Genomic DNA, 19771 nt, shown 5'->3' on the forward strand with positions numbered 1-19771 from the left:
CGCTCACATGTTGAAGGCCTTCAGCCGGACGAGGGCCGTACCGCCGCCCTCGTAGGTGACGTCCAGCTCGACGTAGAGAGCCTGGCGGGCGGGCCGGTCGGTCTCCTGGGAGTTGGAGAAGCAGAGGTCGGCGGGGGCGTCGCACTGGTCGCGCCGGCGGGTACGGGGGAAGGCCGCGGCGAGCCGCTCGGCGGCGTCCGCGCGCGGCACGCGGAACTCCGCAGTGTAGTTGCGGTCCAGCCACCCGCCGCCGTTGACGCACTTCTTGTCCGTGGCCCCCTCGGGCATGCGCGCCCCGGCGAACGTCATGACCTCGCCGCAGCCGGTGCGGTGTGCGGGGAAGGGGTCGTCGGAGGTGAGCTGGCGCACGGCCAGGCCGAGCCAGACGAGCGGGGCGACGACGACGGCCGTCACGAGGGCGCGCACGGCCCAGGTACGGACCGTGCGCGTCGTGGTGGTGCGTTCCGTCATCGCTTGGCGGGGGCGGCCTTCTTCGGCTGCTGCTTCTTCGGCTGCTGCTTCGGCTTCTTCTGCTCGTCGATCTTGCGGGCCTCGTACTGGCCCTTCTCGAGGAACTGGCGCACGGCGGCGGGGCCGCTCTTGAGCGCCTTGTCGCCGGCGGCCTTCACGGCGGGACCGCCCTTGTGCATGATCGTCAGGGTTTCGAAGCGGTCGTCCTCCTCGCGAGCCGCGTACTGACCCTTCTCGAGGAACTCGCGCACGGCGGCCGGACCGCTCTTGAGCGCACGGTCACCGGCGGCCTTCACGGAGGAACCGCCCTTGTGCATGATCGTCAGAGTTTCGAAGCGGTCATCCTCCTCACGAGCCGCGTACTGACCCTTCTCGAGGAACTCGCGCACGGCGGCCGGACCGCTCTTGAGCGCACGGTCGCCGGCGGCCTTCACGGAGGAACCGCCCTTGTGCATGATCGTCAGAGTTTCGAAGCGGTCATCCTCCTCGCGAGCCGTGAACTGACCGACCTCCAGGAACTGACGCAGCTCGGCCGGACCGCCGTCGAGCGCCTCGCTGCCGGCCTCCTTCACGGAGCGGCCGGCGTTGTTCATGATCCGCAGCACGGCGACACGCAGGTCGTCCAGCGACATGCCGGAGGTGTCGACGGGGGCGGCGGCCGCCGCCGGACGGGCGGGCGCACCGGCCGCCGGGGCGGCGAACGCGGGCGAGGAGAGCAGAACCGCCGGAGCGAGCGCGGCGACGACGACCGCGGCGGAAACGCGTGCGAGCTTCATGAGGGTCCCCCACTTCCAGGTGCCGGATCGACACCAAGATCATTAGTGATGGCGGCAGCGTATGCCACCGTTTTCCGGACACCACGCCAGGGGTCCGCCCATAACGCCCTCTTGACGCCCGAAACCCATGTGACGCACCCGTACCGCGCGGGGGAGGATGGGCGGATGCGATCGACGGAGACAGCCGCGCGGGAGTTCGGGGACCGTGCCGTCCTGTGGAACATCGGGGACGCCGACGCCCACGAGGTGGTCACCGCGGCATGCGACGCCCTGGTAGCCGGGCTCGACGGGCCCTCGCTCCGGATGCTGGCCGCGTGCGAGCGCGCCGACGCCAGGTACGCCGTGCGGGACCTCCTTCCCCCGGCCCTGGAGGAACTGGGCCTGCCCTTCCATCCGCTCGACTCCCCGGTCGGCCAGGAAGCCGCGGTCGTAGCCCTCGCCCGCCGGCTGCTGGCCGGCGAGCTCACGCCCCGGGAGCTGACCGTGCGCGTCCACGACCGCTTCGGCCACGAGCTCCCGGCGGCCGTGCGGCTGTCCGACCTCGACGACGAGTACGACTTCCTCGACGAGTACGGCGCCAGGACGCCGACCGAGGTGGACACGGACGTCCGGGCGGAAGCCCACCGCCTGGACGCCGCGGCCCGCCACGGCCGGCCCGGCCCCGGGGAGTCCCGGTGACCCCGTACTCCCTCACCTTCTACCTGGACGTCATCACCACCGGCAGGCTGCTCGGCCTCGGCCCGGAGGCCGGGCCCGGCCGGGTCACGGACGTCCTCGGGCCCGACTACGCCGAGAACGCCTTCGGCGACCGGCAGATGACCCGCGACTACGGCCTGACCGAGTTCCACTGGGACCGGCACTCGCCGCGGCACCCCTGGGAGGGCCACCACTTCACCCTGCGGGTGCACAGCCTCGCGCGCGTGGGCGGCGGCGTGGTCAACGCCACGCTCCGGAGCCGGTACGGGCGCTTCGGCCGGCACGTGCCGTTCGGCAAGCTGCGGGGCATGCTGGAGCGGCGCGGTGTCCCGCTGGTGGAGGACGCCCGCGCCACGATGGGCTCGTACACCACGGCGTACCGGCAGCCGGCTTCCGGCGTGACCGTGTACGCCGTCACGGGCCGCGAGGCGTACATGTCCCGCCCGTACGCCGACCGCGTCGGCGACGTCTACGCGATCGTCTCGCCGTGGGCCGGGGAGATGAGGCCCCGGTGACCTACGACATCACCTTCGTCCGCGTTCCCCCGGGCCGCACCGTCGAGCAGGCCCTGGAGGAGCGGGCCGCCGCGTGGAACGACGCCGAACCGGCCCCCCTGCGCCTGGACGCGGCCCGGCGTGCCGCGTGGGAGCGCGTGGTGGAGCGGGTGTCGGCGGAGTCGGGCGACGTGGAGCTGACGGAGTACCCCTCCGCCCTGGACCTGTGGTGGCACGGCCCCACCGGCTACGTCCACCTCGAGTACGACGGGGACTCCGCCCACATCGAAATGCCGTACCGCTCCACGGGAGAGGCGGCGCGGCGCGTCATCGCGGACGGCTACCGCGTCGCCCGCATCGTCGAGGAGGAGACGGGCCTCACCGGCTACGACCCCCAGACCGAACGCCCCACGGCCACCGCGGACATCGCCACCGCGGCCACCCACCTGGGCGCCGTCTCAGGCTGGCTACGGGACGAGCTCGCCGGCCGTCACCCGTCCTGACGCGGTCGATTCCGGGGCGGTCGCGGCCCGCTCCCCGGTCAGGACATCGCGTCCGTACGCCGGGCCAGCGCCCGCAGTTCGGCGGAGGCCGAGCGGCCGGCGACGAGCATCAGGTCGCGCACCGCCGAGCGGGCCGCGATGTGCGACTGGACCATCTCGGGTGCCAGCCGCTCGGCTTCGACGAAGCATTCCAGGGCGCCCTCGACGTTCCTCAGCTGTGCGTGCGCCCGGCCGAGGTCGAGAGCGAGCCGCGCCCGGCGCTCGACCGACAGCCCGGACGCGTCCACCTGCCCGCCGATCTCCAGGGCTTCCCCCGCGTCACCGAGGTCCACGGCGACGGAGACGGCCTGGATCTCGACGTTCGTCGGCCCGAACTCGAGGTGGAGGTCGTTGCGGTCCTCACCGAGCTGCGCGGCGACCCGGCGTGCGAGCTCCACTTCACGGCGCGCGTCGGCACGATTGCGGCAGCGGGCGTGGACCAGCGCGAGCGCCAGGTGCAGGGAGCCGAGCAGGGACAGCATCTCCGGTGACACGCCGACCCGTTCGATGTGCCGGGCGAGTGCGTTCACGGCGGATTGCGCGACGTGCTCCGCCTGGTCGTAGCGCTTGAGCCGGACGCACGCGTGGGCCAGGCGAAACGTACCTGCGATGACGTCCGGCAGACGGCCGGACGCCTCTGCGGCGGCGATGGCCCGGTCGGCCGCCACCCAGGCGGCGTCCGCCTCGTTCTGGCGCACGAAGGCCGCCGACATCGCCTGGTACGCACGGGCGAGAAGGCTGTAGGCCTCCGCGCGCTCGTGATCACCGACTGTGCGCACCACGCGCTCCAGGGTCGGGATGAGCGCGCTCAGGGACGCGGTCAGTTCGGAGAACCGATCGCCGTGCGCCAGCGACCAGGCGTGGTCGACGGCGTCCCGGAGGTCGACGAGGGACGGTCTGGTGTTCCACGTGCCCGGGTCGAGCACGACCTCCAGCGCGGGGTGGCCCGAGAGCAGGAGCCGCACCTGGTCGAGGTCGTTCGGCGCGGGCGCGGGCACGGCCGGTTCCGCCGGTTGCGGGGCGTCGGGGCGCAGCTCGTGGAGAGGAACGCCGAGCGCGTCGGCCAGCAGCCGCAGGACGTCCAGCCGGTTGACGGGCTGGACGCCGCGCTCCACCTGGGAGAGCCAGCTGGTCGTGCGACCGATCCCGGCGGCCAGCTCCCTCTAGGTCAGCCCGCGCTCCGCACGCAGTTCCGCGACCCGCGCGCCGAACGCACGCTGCCCTTCGGGGATCACCGGTCTCTTCACACCTTTCCGTCGATGTGCTCCAGGAAGGTCACATCGGTCTGCTGGACGAACTTCTCGCGCTCTTCGAGGAACCGCCTGACGTGAGGCTGCCGCTCGTGTTCGTCGAACGCGGCGCGGTCCTCGTAGAGCTCGTAGAAGACCCGCACGTTCGGCTCGCCCCCCACGGAGTGGTTCTCGTAGACAACGGTGCCACGTTCGCTCCGCCGGATTCCCTCCAGGGTGCGGGACACCAACTCGTCGAAGCCTTCGGCCGCTTCCTCGTCCCGCAACGTGAAGCGCACGACCAGGCCGAAACCTGCGGGCACGTTCGCTCTCCTCTCAGGCGGCAGCGGGGGTCCCAGCAGGTTCCCAGAAGCCGGAGAACCGAGATAGCAGCAGATTTTCTTGACTCGCAGAAAAACTGCGAGTAGCTTCGCAATCAGAGTGCTACTGACGGTGATTCATCCGGGCGGGACCGATGACGGCCGGGACCGCTCCCCCCTGATCCGAGCAGGAGGTCCGATGCGCATCCAGGACGAACGACCGGAGTCCCCGGGCGCCGGAGCCGCCGGCACCGCGTGCCCCAGGTGCCGGCAGATCAAGGCGACGCATCGTGAAGCCGCCCGTCAGGGCGACACCGGTACGGCCGAGACGATGGCCGCCGTCATGGGGCGCCACCTCCGCGCGGCCCACTCATGAGCCCGTCGCGGGCGCTGACATACCGCGCCGGGTGCGCCGTGCACGCGAGAACGCGCGCCCATCCGCCCCGCCGGGACGGGCCTCGGCCCTGTCCCCACCCCGAGTCCGCCTACACCGAGACCGACCCCGGCATGAAGGCCTGCACCGTGTGCGGCACACGGCGGGTCGTCGACTACCGTGCGCTGGGGCGGGCGTTGGAGCTGCCGGAGCGAGCGCACGCCGAGAGCCCGGCGGGCGTATGGACGGCCGCGTGGCGGCGACGCTCCGAACTGCGCCGGAAACTACGCGAAACGAACCGCCGCAGCGTCGAGCGGCCACTCTGAAGCGCGCCTATCTGAAACGCGCCTACGTTTCACGACAGGGGAGCCCCCGAGTCCGTGACGAACGTCCCCTTCGCCGGCAGGGTCACCAGCAGTCCGCGTCCCCGCAGTTCCTGGATGGCGCGGCGGGTCGTGCCGACGGCCACGCCGTACTCCTCGGCCAGATCCCGCTCACCGGGCAGCCGCGCTCCCGGCCGTAGTTCGCCGGCCGCTATCCGCGTGGCGATGTGGTCCGCCACCTGCATGTAGACATAGGCCGCCCGAGTCGGGTCGACGGGCGGAGGGCCCTGCGCTTCTGCCATGAGGGCAACATAGGGCACCGGCCCCCGCCCGCTCAGGCGTCGAAGTCGTATTCCAGGACGTACGACGCCGAGTCCAGCGTCATCTCGTTGACCTCGACCGCCCGGCCGCCCTCCGCGAACGCGGTGCGGCTGATCTGGATGACGGGGGTGCCCGCCGTGAGGGCGAGGCCTTCCGTCTCCTCGGCGGACGGCATGCGGCAGCGGATCTCCTCGCGGAAGTGGACCGGTTTGTGGCCGAGTTCCGCGAGGCGCAGGTACGTGCCGCCGGGGCCGGTGTCCTCGTGGGTGATCGGGGAGTCCGCCACCAGGTCCGCGGGGAGGTACGAGGTGGAGAGCAGCACGGGCCTGCCGTCCAGGACGAAGCGCCGGGTCCGGACGCAGACGGGGGATCCGGGGACGAGGCCGAGGACGTCGGCGATCCGGGCCGGGGCCGTCGTCTCGGCGACGTCGACGCGGTCGATGCCGGGGTCGCGGTCCTCGGCGTCGGCGGACCAGATGGACCGGCCGGAGCCCCAGACCTCCTCGGAGAGCCGCCGGATGCCGCGCCGCCGGACCGGGCGGAAGGAGCGTACGAAGACCCCGGCGCCCTTCCGGGCCTCGGTGATGCCCTCGCTCTGCAGTACGCCCAGCGCCTGGCGTGCCGTCATGCGGGCCACGTTGTGGGCGGCCATCAGCTCGTTCTCGCCGGGCAGCCGGTCACCGGGGCCGTACTCGCCCGCCTGAATCGCGTTTCGCAGTTCGGCGGCGATCCGCCGGTACTTCGGCTGGCGGCCGGTGTCCTGGTGGGCCATCAGGTGATCACCTCTTCTCCTCCGGACAGCGTACGGGCGCCGTGTCGTCGGCGCGGAGCTGGGGGCGCCCCCGAAGAGTGGTAATTCGCCGAAGTCGTTGATTTCTCTAGAGACACACTGCTTCACTGGGCGATGCGTCTCTAGAGACATCCGCGTGCCTTTTCGCGTGCCGGTTCGGAGACGCCCCCGCGCACCGTACCGAGGAGCCCGGATGACCACCGAACACCAGCTGTCCACAGACGTCCCGCGCCCACCCTGCGCGGGCTGCCGGGAGCTCAGGACGCGGCACTACGACGCCGTCCGCCGGCGGGACACCCGCGCGGCCGAGGCGGCGACCAGCGCCATGGGGCGCCACCTCCGGGCGGCCCACTCATGAGCGCCGCGCACGCGGCCTGCGTGGCCGTGTCCGCGCTCATGCTCCTGCACCGCGCGGGCTGCGCGCTGTGGACGGGGTTGACGCGGCCCGGGCCCTCGTCCGCCGCTCCCCTGCCGCCGCACCGTCACACCTGGCGGCCGCGCCGCGGGCCCTCTCCGGCCCGCACGTCACGCCCCGCCCCGGTCGGCGGCAACTGCCCGCACCCCGAGGCGGGATGGGCCGCCGCGGACCCCGGCATGAGGGCCTGCGCGGCGTGCGGTGTCCGCCGCGTCGTCGACTACCGGGCGCTCGGGCAGGCCCTGGAGCTGCCGGAGGGGCCGAGTCCGGAGGGGCTGAGTCCGGAAGGGCCGAGTCCGGAAGGGCCGACCACAGCCGGCACCGGCGTCCCCGACCACAGACCCGACCACGACGCCGCCCGCCGCCGCGCCGAACTCCACGACAAGGTCCGTGAAGCCAACCGGCGCAGCGCCCAGCGGTTGTCGCCCTGAAGCACCCGGGGGTGGGGGGGGGGGGGCGCCCCCCCCCCCCCCCCCCCCCCCACGCCCCGTACGCCCCACCTCAGCCTCGGCCTCAGCCCCTGAAACGGAACCGCAGCGTGTCCGCCCCGGCGTCCCCCTCCTCGCGAAGGAAGCCGGCCTTCTCCAGGACGCGGATCGAGGGCGGGTTGGCGGTCTCGACGCGGGCGACCACCGTCTGGACGTCCGGCGCGGTGAGGGCGAAGCGGGCCAGGGCGCGGGCGGCCTCAGGGGCGTAGCCGCGGCCGCGGCGGGACGGGACGATGCCGTAGCCGAGCTCCAGGACGCCGTCCGAGGGCGGCCAGAAGAGGCCGACCGAGCCGACCACCAGGCCACCGGCGCGCTCCACGACCAGGCGGTGGCCATGGACGCCGAGCCAGGCGGGGAAGTCACCGAACAGCCCGGCGATGGTGCCGTCGCCTTCCGCGGGGAAGTCGTCGGCCCAGTGCGGCAGCCGGGTGGTGCCGCCGGTCACGGCGGCGACATCGGCCTCCGTCCAGGGGCGCAGGACGAGACGGTCGGTGATCAGGTCGCCGTGGCTCCGCGAGGAACCCGGCAGGTGGTGGGAAGAAGACACGTGAGACTCCGGTCGTCGGAAAGAACAACAGAACGGAAATGGGCATGCCGATGACGGCCGTTGGCGGCCATATTCATCAACCTCCCTGGTCACGTGTGCTCGTACGGCTGCTCGTACGACGCGGATGATCACCGCGCCGGGCGGACGGTAACAACGCCCCGTCCGCCCGGCAACTGATTAAGAACCGCCCCGCGGCTCACCCGCGCTGCCGGCGCTCCAGCCGCACAGCCGCCGCGCGGCGGTCGGGGGCGACGACGTCCACCGGGGCGGTCCCCGGTCTCGCCGACCGGGTGCCGAGCTTCGCGACGACCCGGTCCAGGGCGGCGGCCCCGGGCGGGACGTCGATCCAGAAGAGGGCCTCGTACGGCCGGTCGCGGACATCGCCGCCCCAGCGGACGACGCCCTCGCACTCGGCGAGGACGTCGCGCAGCACCAGCATCTCCACGGGGAAGAAGCCGCCGCGGGCCCCGCGCGGGTACCAGTCGGGGCGGATCGCGACCGCCGTGCCCGAGGCGTGGTTGCTCTCGGGTCCGGTGCGCGGCGTCGAGCCGGGGGCCAGGTGGCCGGTGACCTGGCCGGGGCCCAGCGGGGCGATCTCGTAGTGGAAGCGGCGCACCACGTGCAGCAGGACGGCGGCCGGCGCGCCCGCCCGCAGCGGTACGGCGGCGCCGGTGCCCTCGACGGGGCCGCCGCCGCGCACGGACGCCTCCAGCGGCCAGCCGTTGGCGCTGCGCGCCGCCCCTGACGCGGGCGCGGCGGCGGCCACCGTGGGCACGGCGGCGCCCAGCGCCACCGCACTCGCTCCCAGCAGCACCGCGCGACGCGACACCTCGTTCCTGTTCATCTCCCCGCTCACTTTTCCCCGCCCTCCGCCCCGTCGAACTCGTTCTGTCCCATGTCCAGCCCGGACAGGATGTCGTTGTCGATCTCGATCCGGCCGTCCCCCTCGCCCACGCCGATCGTGGCGATCTGGTCGAACGCCCAGTTCTCCGGCATCGGGTGGCCCAGGTTGCCGGAGAAGCCCGTGGACATGTCCGCCACGAAGGAGGACGTCGCGAGGCCGGCCGCCGAGACGCGCGAGCAGGCGTTGCGCGGGGCGTAGACGCCGGTCCGGTACGTGCCGCCCAACTCGTCCAGGCGGCGGGCGATGCCGCGGAAGTGGGGGATGACGTTGTCGGTCACCTGCTGGTCGAGGACGTCGAAGTCCACGGCGAAGTAGATCCAGGTGCCGCTGCGGAAGCCGTAGCCGCGGGCCGCCTCGTGGGCCGCGGTGGCGTCGGCCGCGCCCTGCGCCTCGTTGAAGTAGGCGGCCGAGCCGCCGTAGGTCTGGTAGATGGGGAAGACCCGGAGGCCCTTGCCCGCGATGACGGCCAGCTCGCCGGGCTGGATCTTCTTGTTCCACGACGAGCCGGGGGCGTTGGACAGATAGCGGCCCGCGACGAGGTAGCCGGCCTGCCGCAGGGCGTCGGCGCGGGCCGGGGTGATCTCGGTGACGCAGTCGAGGGCCGTGCCGCGCCGGGTGGTGTCGCCGCAGGAGACGAGGAGCGACGCCCAGGTCGGGAAGTCCCCGGCGCCGGTGACCGGGAGCTTCACGAAGTCCTGGAAGGCCCGTACGGCGTCGGCGAGTCCGTCGGTGAAGGTGTCCGCGAAGGACACGCCGGGCCGCCGGTTGAACACCATGGCGGCGGTGAAGAACCGGACGAACGGGCCGCTCGACCCGGTGGCGACGGTGTTCTTCCGCAGCCCCTCCCTGGTCGCCGGCCCGAACACGCCGGTGGCCACGTCGTCGCTCATGCCCAGTTGGTACTGCACCGCGAGTACCAGGGCCTTCTGGACGTCCCGCGAGTACCGTCCGTCGCAGGGGACGACGAAGAAGTCGCGGCGGTCCACGTGGCGGCCGTTGAGCCACTGCTGGACGGCGCGGACCGCGTCGTCGCCGCCCTCCACCCGGACGTAGGCGTCCATCGTGAGCAGCGCCTTGAAGACCTTGGGCTGGACGCCGTCGCCCGGGAGCGCGGCCGCCACGCCCATGTCACGCTTCAGCCCGCCGACCGCGCCGGCCACCCGGCCGCCGTACACCCCGTCGAGCCCGCCCCCGTCGTAGCCCTTGCAGTAGAGGGCGGACTGCACGAGCCGGACGATGTTCGACGTGCCGTGGTCCCGGTCGAGGACGGGGTACTTGGCCCGCAGCGCGGCCAGGGTGGCCGGGCCGAAGTTGTTCGACATCGGCGAGACGCCGAGTTCGTACTGCAAGGCCCTGGTCAGGGCGTACATGACGTCCCACGACGTCCTGCCGTTCTCCTCCAGCACGGGCAGACCGCTCACACCGGCGTACGTGGCGTTGTAGAGCCTCTGTGCCGTGCGCACCATCTCGTCAGCCATCGCCGCATGCTCGCACCGCCCTCTGGTCCGGACAAAGACGCGGTACGGCCAACTCCGTTCGCCCGAATCCGCACGCCCACCCGAACTTCTCCCCGGACCCGCCTCGCCCCCACCCCTCGGGGACCTCTCCGGGTGGGCTCAGGGCATTCCCCGAGGCCGCCGGGGAGCCCCGACGGAAATGATCAAGACATGACACGCGACGACACCACGGCAGCGTCCTGGCGGCGGACGGCCTTCGCCCTCGCTCCCCTCTGCATGACGGCGTACGGGCTCCTCCGGCTGGCCGACCCCGAGCACGGGCCCGGACCGGCCTGGTCGCTGGGGCACCTCGCCCTGCTGGCCGGAATCGTGTCGTTCGTCCCGGTGCTGCTGGGACTGCGGCGCGTGGCGGCGGACGGGCGGGGCCGGGTGGGCCGGGGGTTCGCCGCGGCCGGGGCGTGGCTCGGTCTGCTGGGCGCGGCGGCGGCGACCGGGCAGACGCTGATCGACCTGCTCGTCGGCTACTGCTCGGTGGACCGGGCGGCGATGGACGCCCTCTTCACCCACGTCCGGGAGGTCCCGGGCGCCGGGCCGGTGTTCTACACGGCCGGGCCGCCGCTCTTCTACGTCGGACTGGTGCTGCTCGTGGCGCAGGCGGCGGTGCTGCGGCGGATCGCCTGGTGGCGCCCGGTGGCGGTGCTCGCGGGCATCGTGCTCGCGGCGGGCGACCTGGACCTGCTGCCGGTGGCGGGCGCGCTGTTCCTGGCGGCCCTGGCACCACTCGGCCACCACCCGCTCGCCGCCGGGGCCGTCCCGAACGGTAAGGAGGCCGTCCCGCCGACCGTGCGGGGGGCCTTCTGAACCGAGAGAAGAGATCCGGACGGCGAACAGGTCGTGTTCATCGATGTCGAGGTCGAGGCCGAGCTCCTCGCGGCCTTCGCGGCGGACGGCGTCGAGGGGGGACTCGAACTGTTCGACGATGCCGCCGGGGAGGTGCCACGCTCCCTTGTCGTCGGCCGGGTGGACCAGCAGCAGGCGGTCGCGCGGGTCCGTGATGAGTGCGGCAGAAGTCACGGGGTGGCCAGGGGCGGGCGAGGTGGCTGGAGACATGCTGCGAACCTTCCATCGCATCGGCGTTCGGGACTTTGCGGCTGTTCCGACGGCCGGCGGTCACGCGGGCAGCCGGAGACGGGGCGGCCTGGATGGCTGGCAGGTGGGCGTGTCGCGATAAGCCGTGTGGGGGGCTCGTTGGTCGGGCACGTGTGCATGACGGGCGCGTAGTGGCGGTGGACGGCGGGCGGCAGGCCTGGGTGCGGCATGGCGGGCGGGTGGGCGAACGGACCGCATGCCTCGGCCCACGACGCCTGCGGCGCAGCCGGTGGGGCGCAGGCGACGCCGTCCGCGTAGCGTGCAGGGCCCGACGCAGCCGGAGCCACAGGCGCTTCATCGGTGTACCGGCATTGTCACGTCAGCGATCGTCACGAGTGCATCACCCGCAGATGACGGCCCAGCGCCTCGTTGAACATGCGGACTTCGACGACGCGACCCGCCTGGTGCGCCTTGCTGCGTTCGGCCTTGAGTCTGTCGATAGTGGCGCACCGCGGCGGGGTGACGACCACGAGGTCGTCACCGGCCGCCTCCCACTCGCGTCCGCCGTCGAGCGGTCGCAGCTGGTAGCGCGGTCCGATCTTGTCCATGACCGTGCCGAGACGGCCTCTCCTGGTGTCCTGGACCACCTTGCTGATCAAATCGTCGGGCTGGGGTTCGGCGTCGACGCCTCTGGTTCCCGTGGTGGGCGTTGCCATGGGTACTCCCCGCACTGGTGAGGTGAGTTCGCGTGTTGCTTAGGCAACATCCACGAGCGATCCGGCGGTACCGTCAGAGGGGGTGTCGAAGGGTGTCGCTTCCGCGATCACGCGCACGAAGGCAGGTAGGGGATGGGGTCGCCGAATGTCGCGTTGCAGAGCTGTTTGGAACGATCGGGTCTGAGCCGCGGGGAGCTCGCGCGAAGGGTCAGGGCCCAGGCGGCTCGGTGGAACCAGCCTCATATTGCCCCGAACACGACAGGTGTTCGTCGTTGGGTCGAAGGGGAACAGCCGCGGCGGCCGGTCCCCGAGATCCTGGCGGCGGTGTTTTCCGATCACTTCGGATACCGGGTCACGACATACGATCTCGGGCTCGGCGACAGCACCACCGCGGACGATGCTCTCGTGTACAACTCCTCGTACACAGATACGGTTGACGTTGTCGCAGACCTGGGGAGAGCGGACGTGGATCGACGTGCATTCCTGGCAGCCGCACCGTTCGCGGCTGTTGCCGGACTCGGGCCCTCCCGGGACTGGCTGTTGAACACGCTTGACCAAGAACCCGACTCCTCCGCGCCACGCGTGCGACTCGAGGACGTCAGTGCCGTGCGGAACATGTTCACGACGTTTCAGCGCATGGACATCTTCCAGGGCGGCGGATCGGGCCGGCTGGTGCTGGCCGAGTACATGAACCACCACGTCTACCCGTTGCTGCGTCGCACGCACGCCGACGACGTCCGGCGGGCCCTGTGCGAGGCCGTGGCCGAGCAGACGTATCTCCTCGGCTGGATGGCCTACGACAATGGCGAGCAAGGGACCGCGCAGCGGTATCTCATCCAGTCGCTTCGGTTCGCGGACGAATCGAAGAACGTAGCGCTCGGGGCGCACGTCCTCGCGGGAATGGCCGATCAGGCGACCTTGATGGGCAACCCCGCCGAGGGGCGCAGGCTGGCGCAGGCCGGCCGTCATGGGCTCGCGAAAGCAACCTCGCCGGCTTGCCTGGCCGACCTCTGGTGCCTCGAGGGGCGAGCGCTGGCCCTGCTCGGCGACAAGGCCGGGGCCGTGCGTGCGGTCGCCGAATCGGAGCGGGCCTACGAGCGGGTCCGCCTTCAGGAGGAACCGGCGTGGGCCGCGTTCATCGATCCGGCCTACCTGCATGGAGAGCACGCGAACACGCTTCGCGACCTGGGGGACTCCAGCGGATCGGAGGAACACGCCCGCCGTTCGATCGACGTCGCCAAGAGGCAGGAGCGAGCGCGGCGCGGTGCGATGTCGCATGCCGCGCTGGCGGCCTCGCACGTGCAGCGGCGGGACCTCGATTCGGCCTACGCCGCTGGTCTCCGCATGCTGACTCTGACGAGGCAGGTGAAGTCGTCGCGTGCCGTTGAGGCTGTGGTGGATGTGCAGAAGCGCATGCAGCCGTTCGGGAAGAGCCGCCTTGTGGCCGACTTCAACGAGCGGGCACGCGAGCTGGTCGCCGCCGCGTAGCTCCACAACGACAAGGCACCCCCGGCGGCGGACCCCACATAGGCCCGCTCACCCACCCCCCGTCCACGGCACCGGCCGCCCTCCCCCGTCGTCCAGCCAGGCGCGGTACGCGGCGCTGGCGCCGGCCGCCTCGGCGTACGCGGACATGAGGTCGGCGAAGAGGGCGTCCAGTTCGCGCAGGGGTAAGGAGCCGTGTCGCGAGGCCAGGGAGAGCTGGGTGGTCAGGGGGTCGCCGGCGAGGGGGCGGACGACGGTGCCGGGGGCGGGTTCGGCGGTCGGGGCCAGGGGGCGTACGGCCTCGCCGCAGGCGACGAGTTCGGCGGCCGTGGTGTTGTCGCGGACGTGGACGAGCCGGGGGTCGAGTCCGGCGGCCATGAAGGCCCGGCGCAGGGACGTGGCCTCGTCGTCGGCCGTGGGGTCGACGATCCAGGCCTCGTCGGCGAGCTCGGAGAGGCGTACCTCGGGGCGCGCGGCCGCGGCGTGCGCGGCGGACAGGGCGACGAAGCGCGGTTCGGAGGCGATGAGGACGCGGCGTTCGACGCCTTCGGGGACGTTCAGCGGGAAGCCGGTCGTCTCGTGGACGAAGGCCACGTCGAGCTGGTTGGTGGCCAGGAGCTGGAGCAGGGTGTTGGAGGACACCTCTATGTGGATGGTGGTGTCGGTGTCCGGAAGGCGCTGGTGGATGCGGTGGAGCCAGCCGGTCACCGCGCGGCTGCCGATGCTGCCGATGCGCAGGCGCAGGCCGCCGACGCCGACGGCCGCGTCCCGGGCGGCCGCCACCAGCGCGGCCATCTCCGCGATGATCGGCCGGGCGCGGGAGAGGACGGAGTGACCCAGGGGGGTGGGGTGGGAGCCGTGCTGGCCCCGGGTGAAGAGGAGACCGCCGATGGTGCCCTCGATACGGCGGAGCTGCGTGGTCAGGGAGGGCTGCGTCATGCCCAGTTGCACCGCGGCCTTCCGCACGCTGCCGGTGTCTGCGATGGCGCAAAGTGCACGGAGGTGTCTGACCTCTAGCTCCACGGCAGGGAGCATATCCGCGCCCCGTACGTCACACCAGACACATCCCGGACGCATCACGGCAGTTGGACGGCCTCATGGCCGACGAGTGGCGCAGGATAGGCGATTGGATGGCGCTATGGCCAACTGGCATCATCCGCACCATTGATAACTCGTCAGAGACTCATGGGGAACACGAGTTCACCCGTGAGCCCCGGTCGGCGTGTCCCACCGCACCCGGCCGAAGCGGCTCCGGTACGAAACGGAGTCCCCCACATGAAGAACTCCACGATGGCGCTGTCGGCCGCCCTCGGCCTCGGACTGGCGGCGGCCCTGACCGCCGTGCCCGCCTCCGCCGCGACGGCGGACGGGCGGTCGGCCCCGCGGACCGCGCAGAGCGGGCAGCACCAGTCGTCCTACATCGGCTCGCAGGCCGAGGAGAAGAACAACAAGGCATTCTTCGAGGCCGTGATGAAGTCGGCGAAGGCCAAGCAGGCCGCGTCGCCGGGCATCCGCGCCGTCACCGTCACCTACGACGCCAGCCAGGCGCCGAGCTTCTCGACGGAGATAGCCCGGAGCGCGCAGATATGGAACAGCTCGGTCCGCAACATCCAGCTGCGCGCCGGCTCGAACGCCGACTTCAGATACTACGAGGGCAACGACTCCCGCGGCTCCTACGCCAGCACCGACGGGCACGGCCGCGGCTACATCTTCCTCGACTACCAGCAGAACGAGCAGTACGACTCCACCCGCGTCACCGCGCACGAGACCGGGCACGTCCTCGGTCTGCCGGACCACTACTCCGGCCCGTGCAGCGAGCTGATGTCCGGTGGCGGCCCCGGCCCGTCCTGCACCAACCCCTACCCGAACTCGGCCGAGAAGAGCCGGGTCAACCAGCTCTGGGCCAACGGCCTGAAGGCCTTCGACAAGGCGCCGTTCACCAAGGTCCACTGACACCGGGACCGACACCGGGACCGACACCGGGCGGGAACGTGACATGAAAGGCGGAGGGGCCCGGTTCCGTACGGAACCGGGCCCCTCCCACGCACTGAGCGCGGCCGCGTCACCGCGCCTGCGCCTCCGCCTCCACCGGGCGGCGCATCAGGAACGCGGCGCCCGAGCCGGCCAGGAAGAGCGCGAACACCGAGACGGCCGTGCTCAGCCATGACGCGCCCAGCCACTGGCCGCCGAAGTAGCCCAGGCTCACGCTGTAGGCGGCCCAGGTCAGGCCCGCCAGCGCGGACCACGGCAGGAACTCCGCGACCCTGCGGTGCATGACGCCCGCGCCGAGGCTGACCACCGAGCGCCCGGCGGGCGCGAAGCGGGCCAGGACCACGAGCGGGCCGCCGCCGCGCAGCAGGGCGGTGCCCAGCCGGGCCTGGGCGGCGGTCAGCCGCCGGGAGCGGGCGATGGCGCGATCGAAGCGGTCGCCGCCCCGCCAGGCGATGCGGTAGGCGACCATGTCGCCCAGCACGGAGGCGGTGGCGGCGCACATCACGAGCGCGAACATGTCGGCGAAGCCGGCGTGGCCCTGTGCGGCCTCCCCCACCGCGCCGGCGGCGGAGCCGGCCGCGGCCGTGGCGGCCGTGATCACCAGGACGCCGCTCGGCAGTACCGGCAGGAAGACGTCAAGGAGTACGGACAAGCCGACGATCACGTATATCCATGGGGTCTCGGCCAAGGCCCCCAGCTGATCCAACACGTCCTACATCTCCCGGTACGGTCCCCCGCCGCGACGTCGCAGGGGAGCGGCAGGGGCGGCCTTGACAACCGTACAGCGTACGCCTTTGCCGGGCGGGGGATGGCGCGGGGGGACGTGATGTTGTTCGCACCCCGGAACAGGAAGAAATCCGGAGGAAGGCCGGACGCCGCGCCGGGAGCGGGTGGCGTCGGCCTTCGCGGAGCCTTCGCGGAGCCCTCGTGGAGCCTTCGCGCCGGCGTCAGCCCTTCGCGCCGCGGCCTATGAAGCGGTCCAGGGACAGGGCGCCGGGGCCGGTGAAGACCAGCAGCAGGAAGGCCCAGGCGAACATCGCGGAGGCCTCGCCGCCGTTCTGGATCGGGAAGAGCCCCCCGGCCTGGTGGACGTCGAAGTAGGCGTAGGCCATCGAGCCGGAGGCGATGAAGGCCGCGCTGCGGGTGCCGGCGCCGAGCAGCACCAGGGCGCCCGCGACCAGCTGGATCACGGCCGCGTACCAGCCCGGCCAGGTGCCCGCCGGGATCGTGCCGCCGTTGGTGCCGGCCGCGCCGCCGAGGACACCGAAGAGCGAGGCCGCGCCGTGGCAGGCGAAGAGCAGGCCGGTGACGATCCGGAACAGGGACAGGGCGTACGGCCGGGCCGTCTCCAGGCGCTGGGCGATGCCGGAGGCGGGGGCGGCGGAGGCGGTCCGCGCGGCGGACGGGGAGGGCGCGGCCGCGGTGGGCGTGGGGGGCATGGGTCGGCTCCTCGTGTCGGGGACGGGAAGAGGGACGGGAGTCCCCCGGGACCCATAGTTAGGCACACCTCAGCAGTACTTGCAAGTTCAAGTTTCTCTGCGCGATGCATCGAAACAGACCGTTCATGAACCACCGGAGGCCCTCGGCCCCGGCACGAAAACGCGACGGCCGGGCCCCGTCCTGCACGTTCCCGTGAAGGTCCGCGGAGGAAGGGGCCCGGCCTGTTCCGCCGGCGCGCGCGGGCGCGGATCAGCAGTGGTTGAGGATGCCGGCCAGCGCCGTCTTCTCGGCGGAGTCGACGGTCAGCTTGTAGTCGTACTTCACCGACACCCACATGCGGGCGTACGTACAGCGGTAGGACTCCAGCGGCGGCAGCCACTGCGCCGGGTCCTTGTCGCCCTTGGCCTGGTTGACGCGGTCGGTGACCGCGATCAGCTGCGGGCGGGAGAGGTCGTTGGCGAAGGCCTGGCGCTGCGCGGTGGTCCAGGTGTTGGCGCCCGACCGCCACGCCTGCGCGAGGGGCACGACGTGGTCGATGTCGATGTCCTGCGCGTCGTCCCAGGTGGCGCCGTCGTACGGGGAGTACCAGGTGCCGCCGACGGCCGCGCACCGCGAGTCCTGCTCGACGTCCTTGCCGTCGCGCTGGAGCACGACCTCGCGGGTGTTGCACTGGCCGTGCTGGGTGATCCAGTGCGGGAACTTGGCGCGGCTGTAGCCGTCCATCGACCCCTCGGGGTTGACCGTCAGCGCGCCCAGCTGCGTACGGGCCGTGGCGGCGTCCGGCGGGGTGGGCGGGGCGGCGTGCGCGGCCGGGCCGTTGAGCACGAGCGTGCCGACGAGGGCGGCGAGGCCCGCCGCGACGGCCGTACGACGCGCGTAGAGGCCGCGCGCGGCCGTGGGGGTGCGGAGTGCGGGCATGAGAACTCCCTTGAGGGTGGAGGGGGTGGGGCCGCTGGGACGCGGCCCAGAATCGCGGCGACGGATGGACAGGGGGTGGTCGCCAGGTGTCAGGATGACGACGCGGCCATGTCAAGGCAAGGGTTCGATGGAGTGAGATCGATCGGAAATCGATCGGAAATGGATCGGAACTCAAGATTCCTGATACTCCGCCAGCAGGACTGTCTCGTAAGGACGTTCGGGTTCCGGATACGTCGGACCACCGGCCTCGCCGCGGGCTCGCGGACCGCGGGCGGACCATAGGGTGGCCGCGTGCACGCCGCCGACGTCCTGCTGCCCGCCGATGCCACCCTCGGGGCGGTCCTCGCCGTCATGTTCGTCGCGGCCGTGACCGTGGCGGCCGTCGCACGCCTCGCCGACGGCCGCGGACGCGACTACGCCCGCCAGATCGCCGCGGCCGGACTGCGCGCGGCGGTCCAGCTGGCCGCCGTCTCCGCCCTCATCGGCTGGGTGGTGGGGTCCGTACCCGCGCTCCTGGGCTTCCTGCTGCTCATGTACGCCGTCGCGGTGGGCACCGCCGGGCGCCGGGTCACCTCCAACCGCACCTGGTGGTGGGCGGCGGCCCCCATCGCAGCGGGCGTGCTGCCGACGGTCCTGGCCCTGCTGCTGGCCGGGCTCGTCCCGCTCCGGGGCGTCGCGCTGATCCCGGTCACCGGCATCCTCATCGGCGGCGCGCTGACCGCGACCGTGCTGGCCGGCCGGCGCGCGCTCGACGAGCTGCGCACCCGGCACGGCGAGGTGGAGGCCGGCCTGGCACTGGGATTCCCGGCCCGCGAGGCCCGTCTGGAGATCGCCCGCACGGCGGCGTCCGACGCCCTGCTGCCAGGGCTGGACCAGACGCGGACCGTGGGGCTCGTCACACTGCCCGGGGCCTTCGTGGGCATGCTGCTCGGCGGCGCTTCCCCGGCGCAGGCGGGCGTGGTGCAGCTGTTCGTGCTGATCGCGCTGATGATGGTGCAGGCGGTGGCGGTCGCGGTGGTGCTGGAGCTGATCGCCCGCGGGCTGCTCCACCGGGAGGAGGGCGGCGGGCGTCCCGTATCCTGAGGGGAGCAGAAGGGGAGTAGCTCTTCGCCGGACCGTCGACATACTGCTGGGCTCGCCCCAGCCGGCGCCCGGAGGCTCTGGATTCGGCGCGTGCGTCACCGGGGCCGGCGAGACCTTCGGCCGCAGTGTCCACGACGCTGCCGTGCCGAAGCGACCCCTGATTCACGCAGGTCACTGTTTCGGTTGCGGCGAGCCCCACCGACAGAGGAATCCACCCGTGTTCAGTCCCACCGTCGCCGCCCTGGTCTTCGGCGTCGTCTTCCTGGCCGAGCTCCCCGACAAGACGGCCCTGGCCGGCCTGATGCTCGGCACCCGCTACCGCGCCTCGTACGTCTTCACCGGCGTCGCCGCGGCCTTCCTCGTCCACGTGTGCCTGGCCATCGCCGCCGGCAGCGTGCTCACCCTCCTCCCCCACCGGATCGTCCAGGCCGTCGTCGGCGTGCTCTTCCTGGCGGGCGCGGCGATGCTGCTGCTGAAGAAGGACGACGACGAGGAAGAGCTCCGCAAGCCCGCCGACCAGTCCTTCTGGAAGGTCTCCGGCGCCGGCTTCATGCTGATCCTGGTCGCCGAGTTCGGCGACCTCACCCAGATCATGACCGCCAACCTCGCGGCCCGCTACGACGACCCCGTCTCCGTCGGCGTGGGCGCCGTCCTGGCCCTGTGGGCCGTGGCGGGCCTGGGCATCGTGGGCGGGAAGACGCTGATGCGGTACGTCCCGCTGAAGCTGATCACGAAGGTCGCGGCCCTGGTGATGCTGGCCCTGGCGGGCTTCAGCCTCTACGAGGCGATCACGGGCTGACGCCACGGCTGACGCCACCCGGTGGGCGCCCTCCCGGCGCCCCACCCCGCGTCCGACGTCCCGTCAGGACCCTATGATGATCAACCGGCGGGGGCCCCTGCGC

General features: G+C 72.3%; 26 protein-coding genes and 1 pseudogene. 12 read left to right on the top strand and 15 right to left on the bottom strand.

The genetic code is table 11. The features are described 5' to 3' along the window. Positions 1-3: 3 nt before the first annotated feature. A complete protein-coding gene (locus AC07BS_RS08650; protein ID WP_478931075.1) occupies positions 4-471 on the bottom strand; it encodes a hypothetical protein in 468 nt (155 codons plus the stop codon). After that, positions 468-1247, bottom strand: coding sequence for an ALF repeat-containing protein (locus AC07BS_RS08655; protein WP_478931077.1), 780 nt, complete (start codon positions 1245-1247; stop codon positions 468-470). The genes AC07BS_RS08650 and AC07BS_RS08655 overlap by 4 nt, the downstream gene beginning before the upstream one ends. Before the next feature lie 165 nt (positions 1248-1412). Between AC07BS_RS08655 and AC07BS_RS08660 the strand changes: the two genes are divergently transcribed. Genes AC07BS_RS08660 through AC07BS_RS08670 form a run of 3 tightly spaced genes read left to right on the top strand, consistent with a single transcriptional unit; the run spans position 1413 to position 2940 of the window. Further along, entirely contained in the window at positions 1413-1925 is a 513-nt protein-coding gene (locus AC07BS_RS08660; RefSeq protein ID WP_478641315.1) for a hypothetical protein, read from the top strand. Further along, positions 1922-2458, top strand: coding sequence for a hypothetical protein (locus AC07BS_RS08665; protein ID WP_478641317.1), 537 nt, complete (start codon positions 1922-1924; stop codon positions 2456-2458). The genes AC07BS_RS08660 and AC07BS_RS08665 overlap by 4 nt, the downstream gene beginning before the upstream one ends. Then, the gene (locus tag AC07BS_RS08670; protein WP_478641319.1) at positions 2455-2940 is read left to right on the top strand and encodes a hypothetical protein; all 486 of its coding nucleotides are present in this window, start codon (positions 2455-2457) and stop codon (positions 2938-2940) included. Before AC07BS_RS08665 ends, AC07BS_RS08670 begins: the two co-directional genes overlap by 4 nt. Before the next feature lie 38 nt (positions 2941-2978). On the opposite strand, the gene AC07BS_RS08675 is transcribed toward AC07BS_RS08670, so the two are convergent. Together AC07BS_RS08675 and AC07BS_RS08680 are read right to left on the bottom strand one after the other, a co-directional pair. After that, positions 2979-4094, bottom strand: coding sequence for a helix-turn-helix domain-containing protein (locus tag AC07BS_RS08675; RefSeq protein ID WP_478931080.1), 1116 nt, complete (start codon positions 4092-4094; stop codon positions 2979-2981). Between the two features lie 128 nt (positions 4095-4222). Continuing rightward, positions 4223-4531, bottom strand: coding sequence for a putative quinol monooxygenase (locus AC07BS_RS08680; protein WP_478641323.1), 309 nt, complete (start codon positions 4529-4531; stop codon positions 4223-4225). A gap of 196 nt (positions 4532-4727) precedes the next feature. Here AC07BS_RS08680 and AC07BS_RS08685 point away from each other — a divergent pair, with 196 nt between their 5' ends. Together AC07BS_RS08685 and AC07BS_RS08690 are read left to right on the top strand one after the other, a co-directional pair. Then, complete coding sequence (locus AC07BS_RS08685) at positions 4728-4904, top strand: hypothetical protein (protein ID WP_478931082.1); 177 nt, start codon at positions 4728-4730, stop codon at positions 4902-4904. After that, a complete protein-coding gene (locus tag AC07BS_RS08690; RefSeq protein WP_478641327.1) occupies positions 4901-5227 on the top strand; it encodes a DUF6255 family natural product biosynthesis protein in 327 nt (108 codons plus the stop codon). The genes AC07BS_RS08685 and AC07BS_RS08690 overlap by 4 nt, the downstream gene beginning before the upstream one ends. A gap of 29 nt (positions 5228-5256) precedes the next feature. Here the strand turns inward: AC07BS_RS08690 and AC07BS_RS08695 are convergent, their stop codons facing one another. Both AC07BS_RS08695 and AC07BS_RS08700 read right to left on the bottom strand, forming a co-directional pair. Continuing rightward, complete coding sequence (locus tag AC07BS_RS08695) at positions 5257-5526, bottom strand: winged helix-turn-helix domain-containing protein (RefSeq protein WP_478931084.1); 270 nt, start codon at positions 5524-5526, stop codon at positions 5257-5259. A gap of 32 nt (positions 5527-5558) precedes the next feature. Continuing rightward, positions 5559-6317: a GntR family transcriptional regulator gene (locus tag AC07BS_RS08700; RefSeq protein WP_478641331.1), complete on the bottom strand. Its 759-nt coding sequence runs from the start codon at positions 6315-6317 to the stop codon at positions 5559-5561. A gap of 211 nt (positions 6318-6528) precedes the next feature. Between AC07BS_RS08700 and AC07BS_RS08705 the strand changes: the two genes are divergently transcribed. Together AC07BS_RS08705 and AC07BS_RS08710 are read left to right on the top strand one after the other, a co-directional pair. Then, the gene (locus tag AC07BS_RS08705) at positions 6529-6693 is read left to right on the top strand and encodes a hypothetical protein (RefSeq protein WP_478931086.1); all 165 of its coding nucleotides are present in this window, start codon (positions 6529-6531) and stop codon (positions 6691-6693) included. Further along, a complete protein-coding gene (locus AC07BS_RS08710; protein WP_478931088.1) occupies positions 6690-7181 on the top strand; it encodes a DUF6255 family natural product biosynthesis protein in 492 nt (163 codons plus the stop codon). The genes AC07BS_RS08705 and AC07BS_RS08710 overlap by 4 nt, the downstream gene beginning before the upstream one ends. 82 nt (positions 7182-7263) lie before the next feature. On the opposite strand, the gene AC07BS_RS08715 is transcribed toward AC07BS_RS08710, so the two are convergent. The 3 genes from AC07BS_RS08715 to AC07BS_RS08725 form a co-directional block, all read right to left on the bottom strand. Then, positions 7264-7785 carry a GNAT family N-acetyltransferase gene (locus AC07BS_RS08715; RefSeq protein WP_478931090.1) on the bottom strand — a complete coding sequence of 174 codons (522 nt, stop codon included), beginning with the start codon at positions 7783-7785 and terminating at the stop codon, positions 7264-7266. Between the two features lie 196 nt (positions 7786-7981). Beyond that, positions 7982-8629: a hypothetical protein gene (locus tag AC07BS_RS08720; protein ID WP_478931092.1), complete on the bottom strand. Its 648-nt coding sequence runs from the start codon at positions 8627-8629 to the stop codon at positions 7982-7984. Positions 8630-8637: 8 nt separating this feature from the next. Next, on the bottom strand, positions 8638-10167 hold the full coding sequence (locus AC07BS_RS08725) for a glycoside hydrolase domain-containing protein (RefSeq protein WP_478931093.1): 1530 nt from the start codon (positions 10165-10167) through the stop codon (positions 8638-8640). Positions 10168-10356: 189 nt separating this feature from the next. Here AC07BS_RS08725 and AC07BS_RS08730 point away from each other — a divergent pair, with 189 nt between their 5' ends. Beyond that, positions 10357-11007, top strand: a complete 651-nt coding sequence (locus AC07BS_RS08730) for a hypothetical protein (RefSeq protein WP_478642171.1) — start codon at positions 10357-10359, stop codon at positions 11005-11007. Between the two features lie 36 nt (positions 11008-11043). Here AC07BS_RS08730 and AC07BS_RS08735 read toward each other — a convergent pair. Together AC07BS_RS08735 and AC07BS_RS08740 are read right to left on the bottom strand one after the other, a co-directional pair. Then, positions 11044-11277 (bottom strand): annotated as a pseudogene (locus tag AC07BS_RS08735) (NUDIX domain-containing protein); the annotation flags it as partial. 347 nt (positions 11278-11624) lie between these two features. After that, positions 11625-11951: a hypothetical protein gene (locus tag AC07BS_RS08740; protein WP_478641340.1), complete on the bottom strand. Its 327-nt coding sequence runs from the start codon at positions 11949-11951 to the stop codon at positions 11625-11627. 132 nt (positions 11952-12083) lie between these two features. On the opposite strand from AC07BS_RS08740, the gene AC07BS_RS08745 reads away from it, so the two are divergent. Next, positions 12084-13439, top strand: coding sequence for a transcriptional regulator (locus AC07BS_RS08745; protein WP_478641342.1), 1356 nt, complete (start codon positions 12084-12086; stop codon positions 13437-13439). Positions 13440-13487: 48 nt separating this feature from the next. Here AC07BS_RS08745 and AC07BS_RS08750 read toward each other — a convergent pair whose 3' ends face one another. Continuing rightward, positions 13488-14471 (bottom strand): LysR family transcriptional regulator, encoded by a 984-nt coding sequence (locus tag AC07BS_RS08750; protein ID WP_478931095.1) that lies wholly within the window; start codon positions 14469-14471, stop codon positions 13488-13490. 240 nt (positions 14472-14711) lie between these two features. Between AC07BS_RS08750 and snpA the strand changes: the two genes are divergently transcribed. After that, positions 14712-15389, top strand: coding sequence for a snapalysin (gene snpA / locus AC07BS_RS08755; protein ID WP_478641346.1), 678 nt, complete (start codon positions 14712-14714; stop codon positions 15387-15389). Between the two features lie 109 nt (positions 15390-15498). Here the strand turns inward: snpA and AC07BS_RS08760 are convergent, their stop codons facing one another. From AC07BS_RS08760 to AC07BS_RS08770, 3 genes are all read right to left on the bottom strand, one after another. Further along, entirely contained in the window at positions 15499-16137 is a 639-nt protein-coding gene (locus tag AC07BS_RS08760) for a DedA family protein (protein WP_478641348.1), read from the bottom strand. Positions 16138-16375: 238 nt separating this feature from the next. After that, positions 16376-16867, bottom strand: a complete 492-nt coding sequence (locus AC07BS_RS08765; protein WP_478931098.1) for a DoxX family protein — start codon at positions 16865-16867, stop codon at positions 16376-16378. A 250-nt stretch (positions 16868-17117) separates the two neighbouring features. Next, complete coding sequence (locus tag AC07BS_RS08770; RefSeq protein ID WP_478641351.1) at positions 17118-17786, bottom strand: HNH endonuclease family protein; 669 nt, start codon at positions 17784-17786, stop codon at positions 17118-17120. A 351-nt stretch (positions 17787-18137) separates the two neighbouring features. Between AC07BS_RS08770 and AC07BS_RS08775 the strand changes: the two genes are divergently transcribed. Continuing rightward, positions 18138-18869, top strand: coding sequence for an ABC transporter permease (locus AC07BS_RS08775; protein WP_478642086.1), 732 nt, complete (start codon positions 18138-18140; stop codon positions 18867-18869). A gap of 217 nt (positions 18870-19086) precedes the next feature. Then, the gene (locus AC07BS_RS08780) at positions 19087-19668 is read left to right on the top strand and encodes a TMEM165/GDT1 family protein (RefSeq protein WP_478931100.1); all 582 of its coding nucleotides are present in this window, start codon (positions 19087-19089) and stop codon (positions 19666-19668) included. Positions 19669-19771 lie beyond the last annotated feature (103 nt).

Source organism: Streptomyces sp. NPDC044063, from assembly GCF_056434285.1.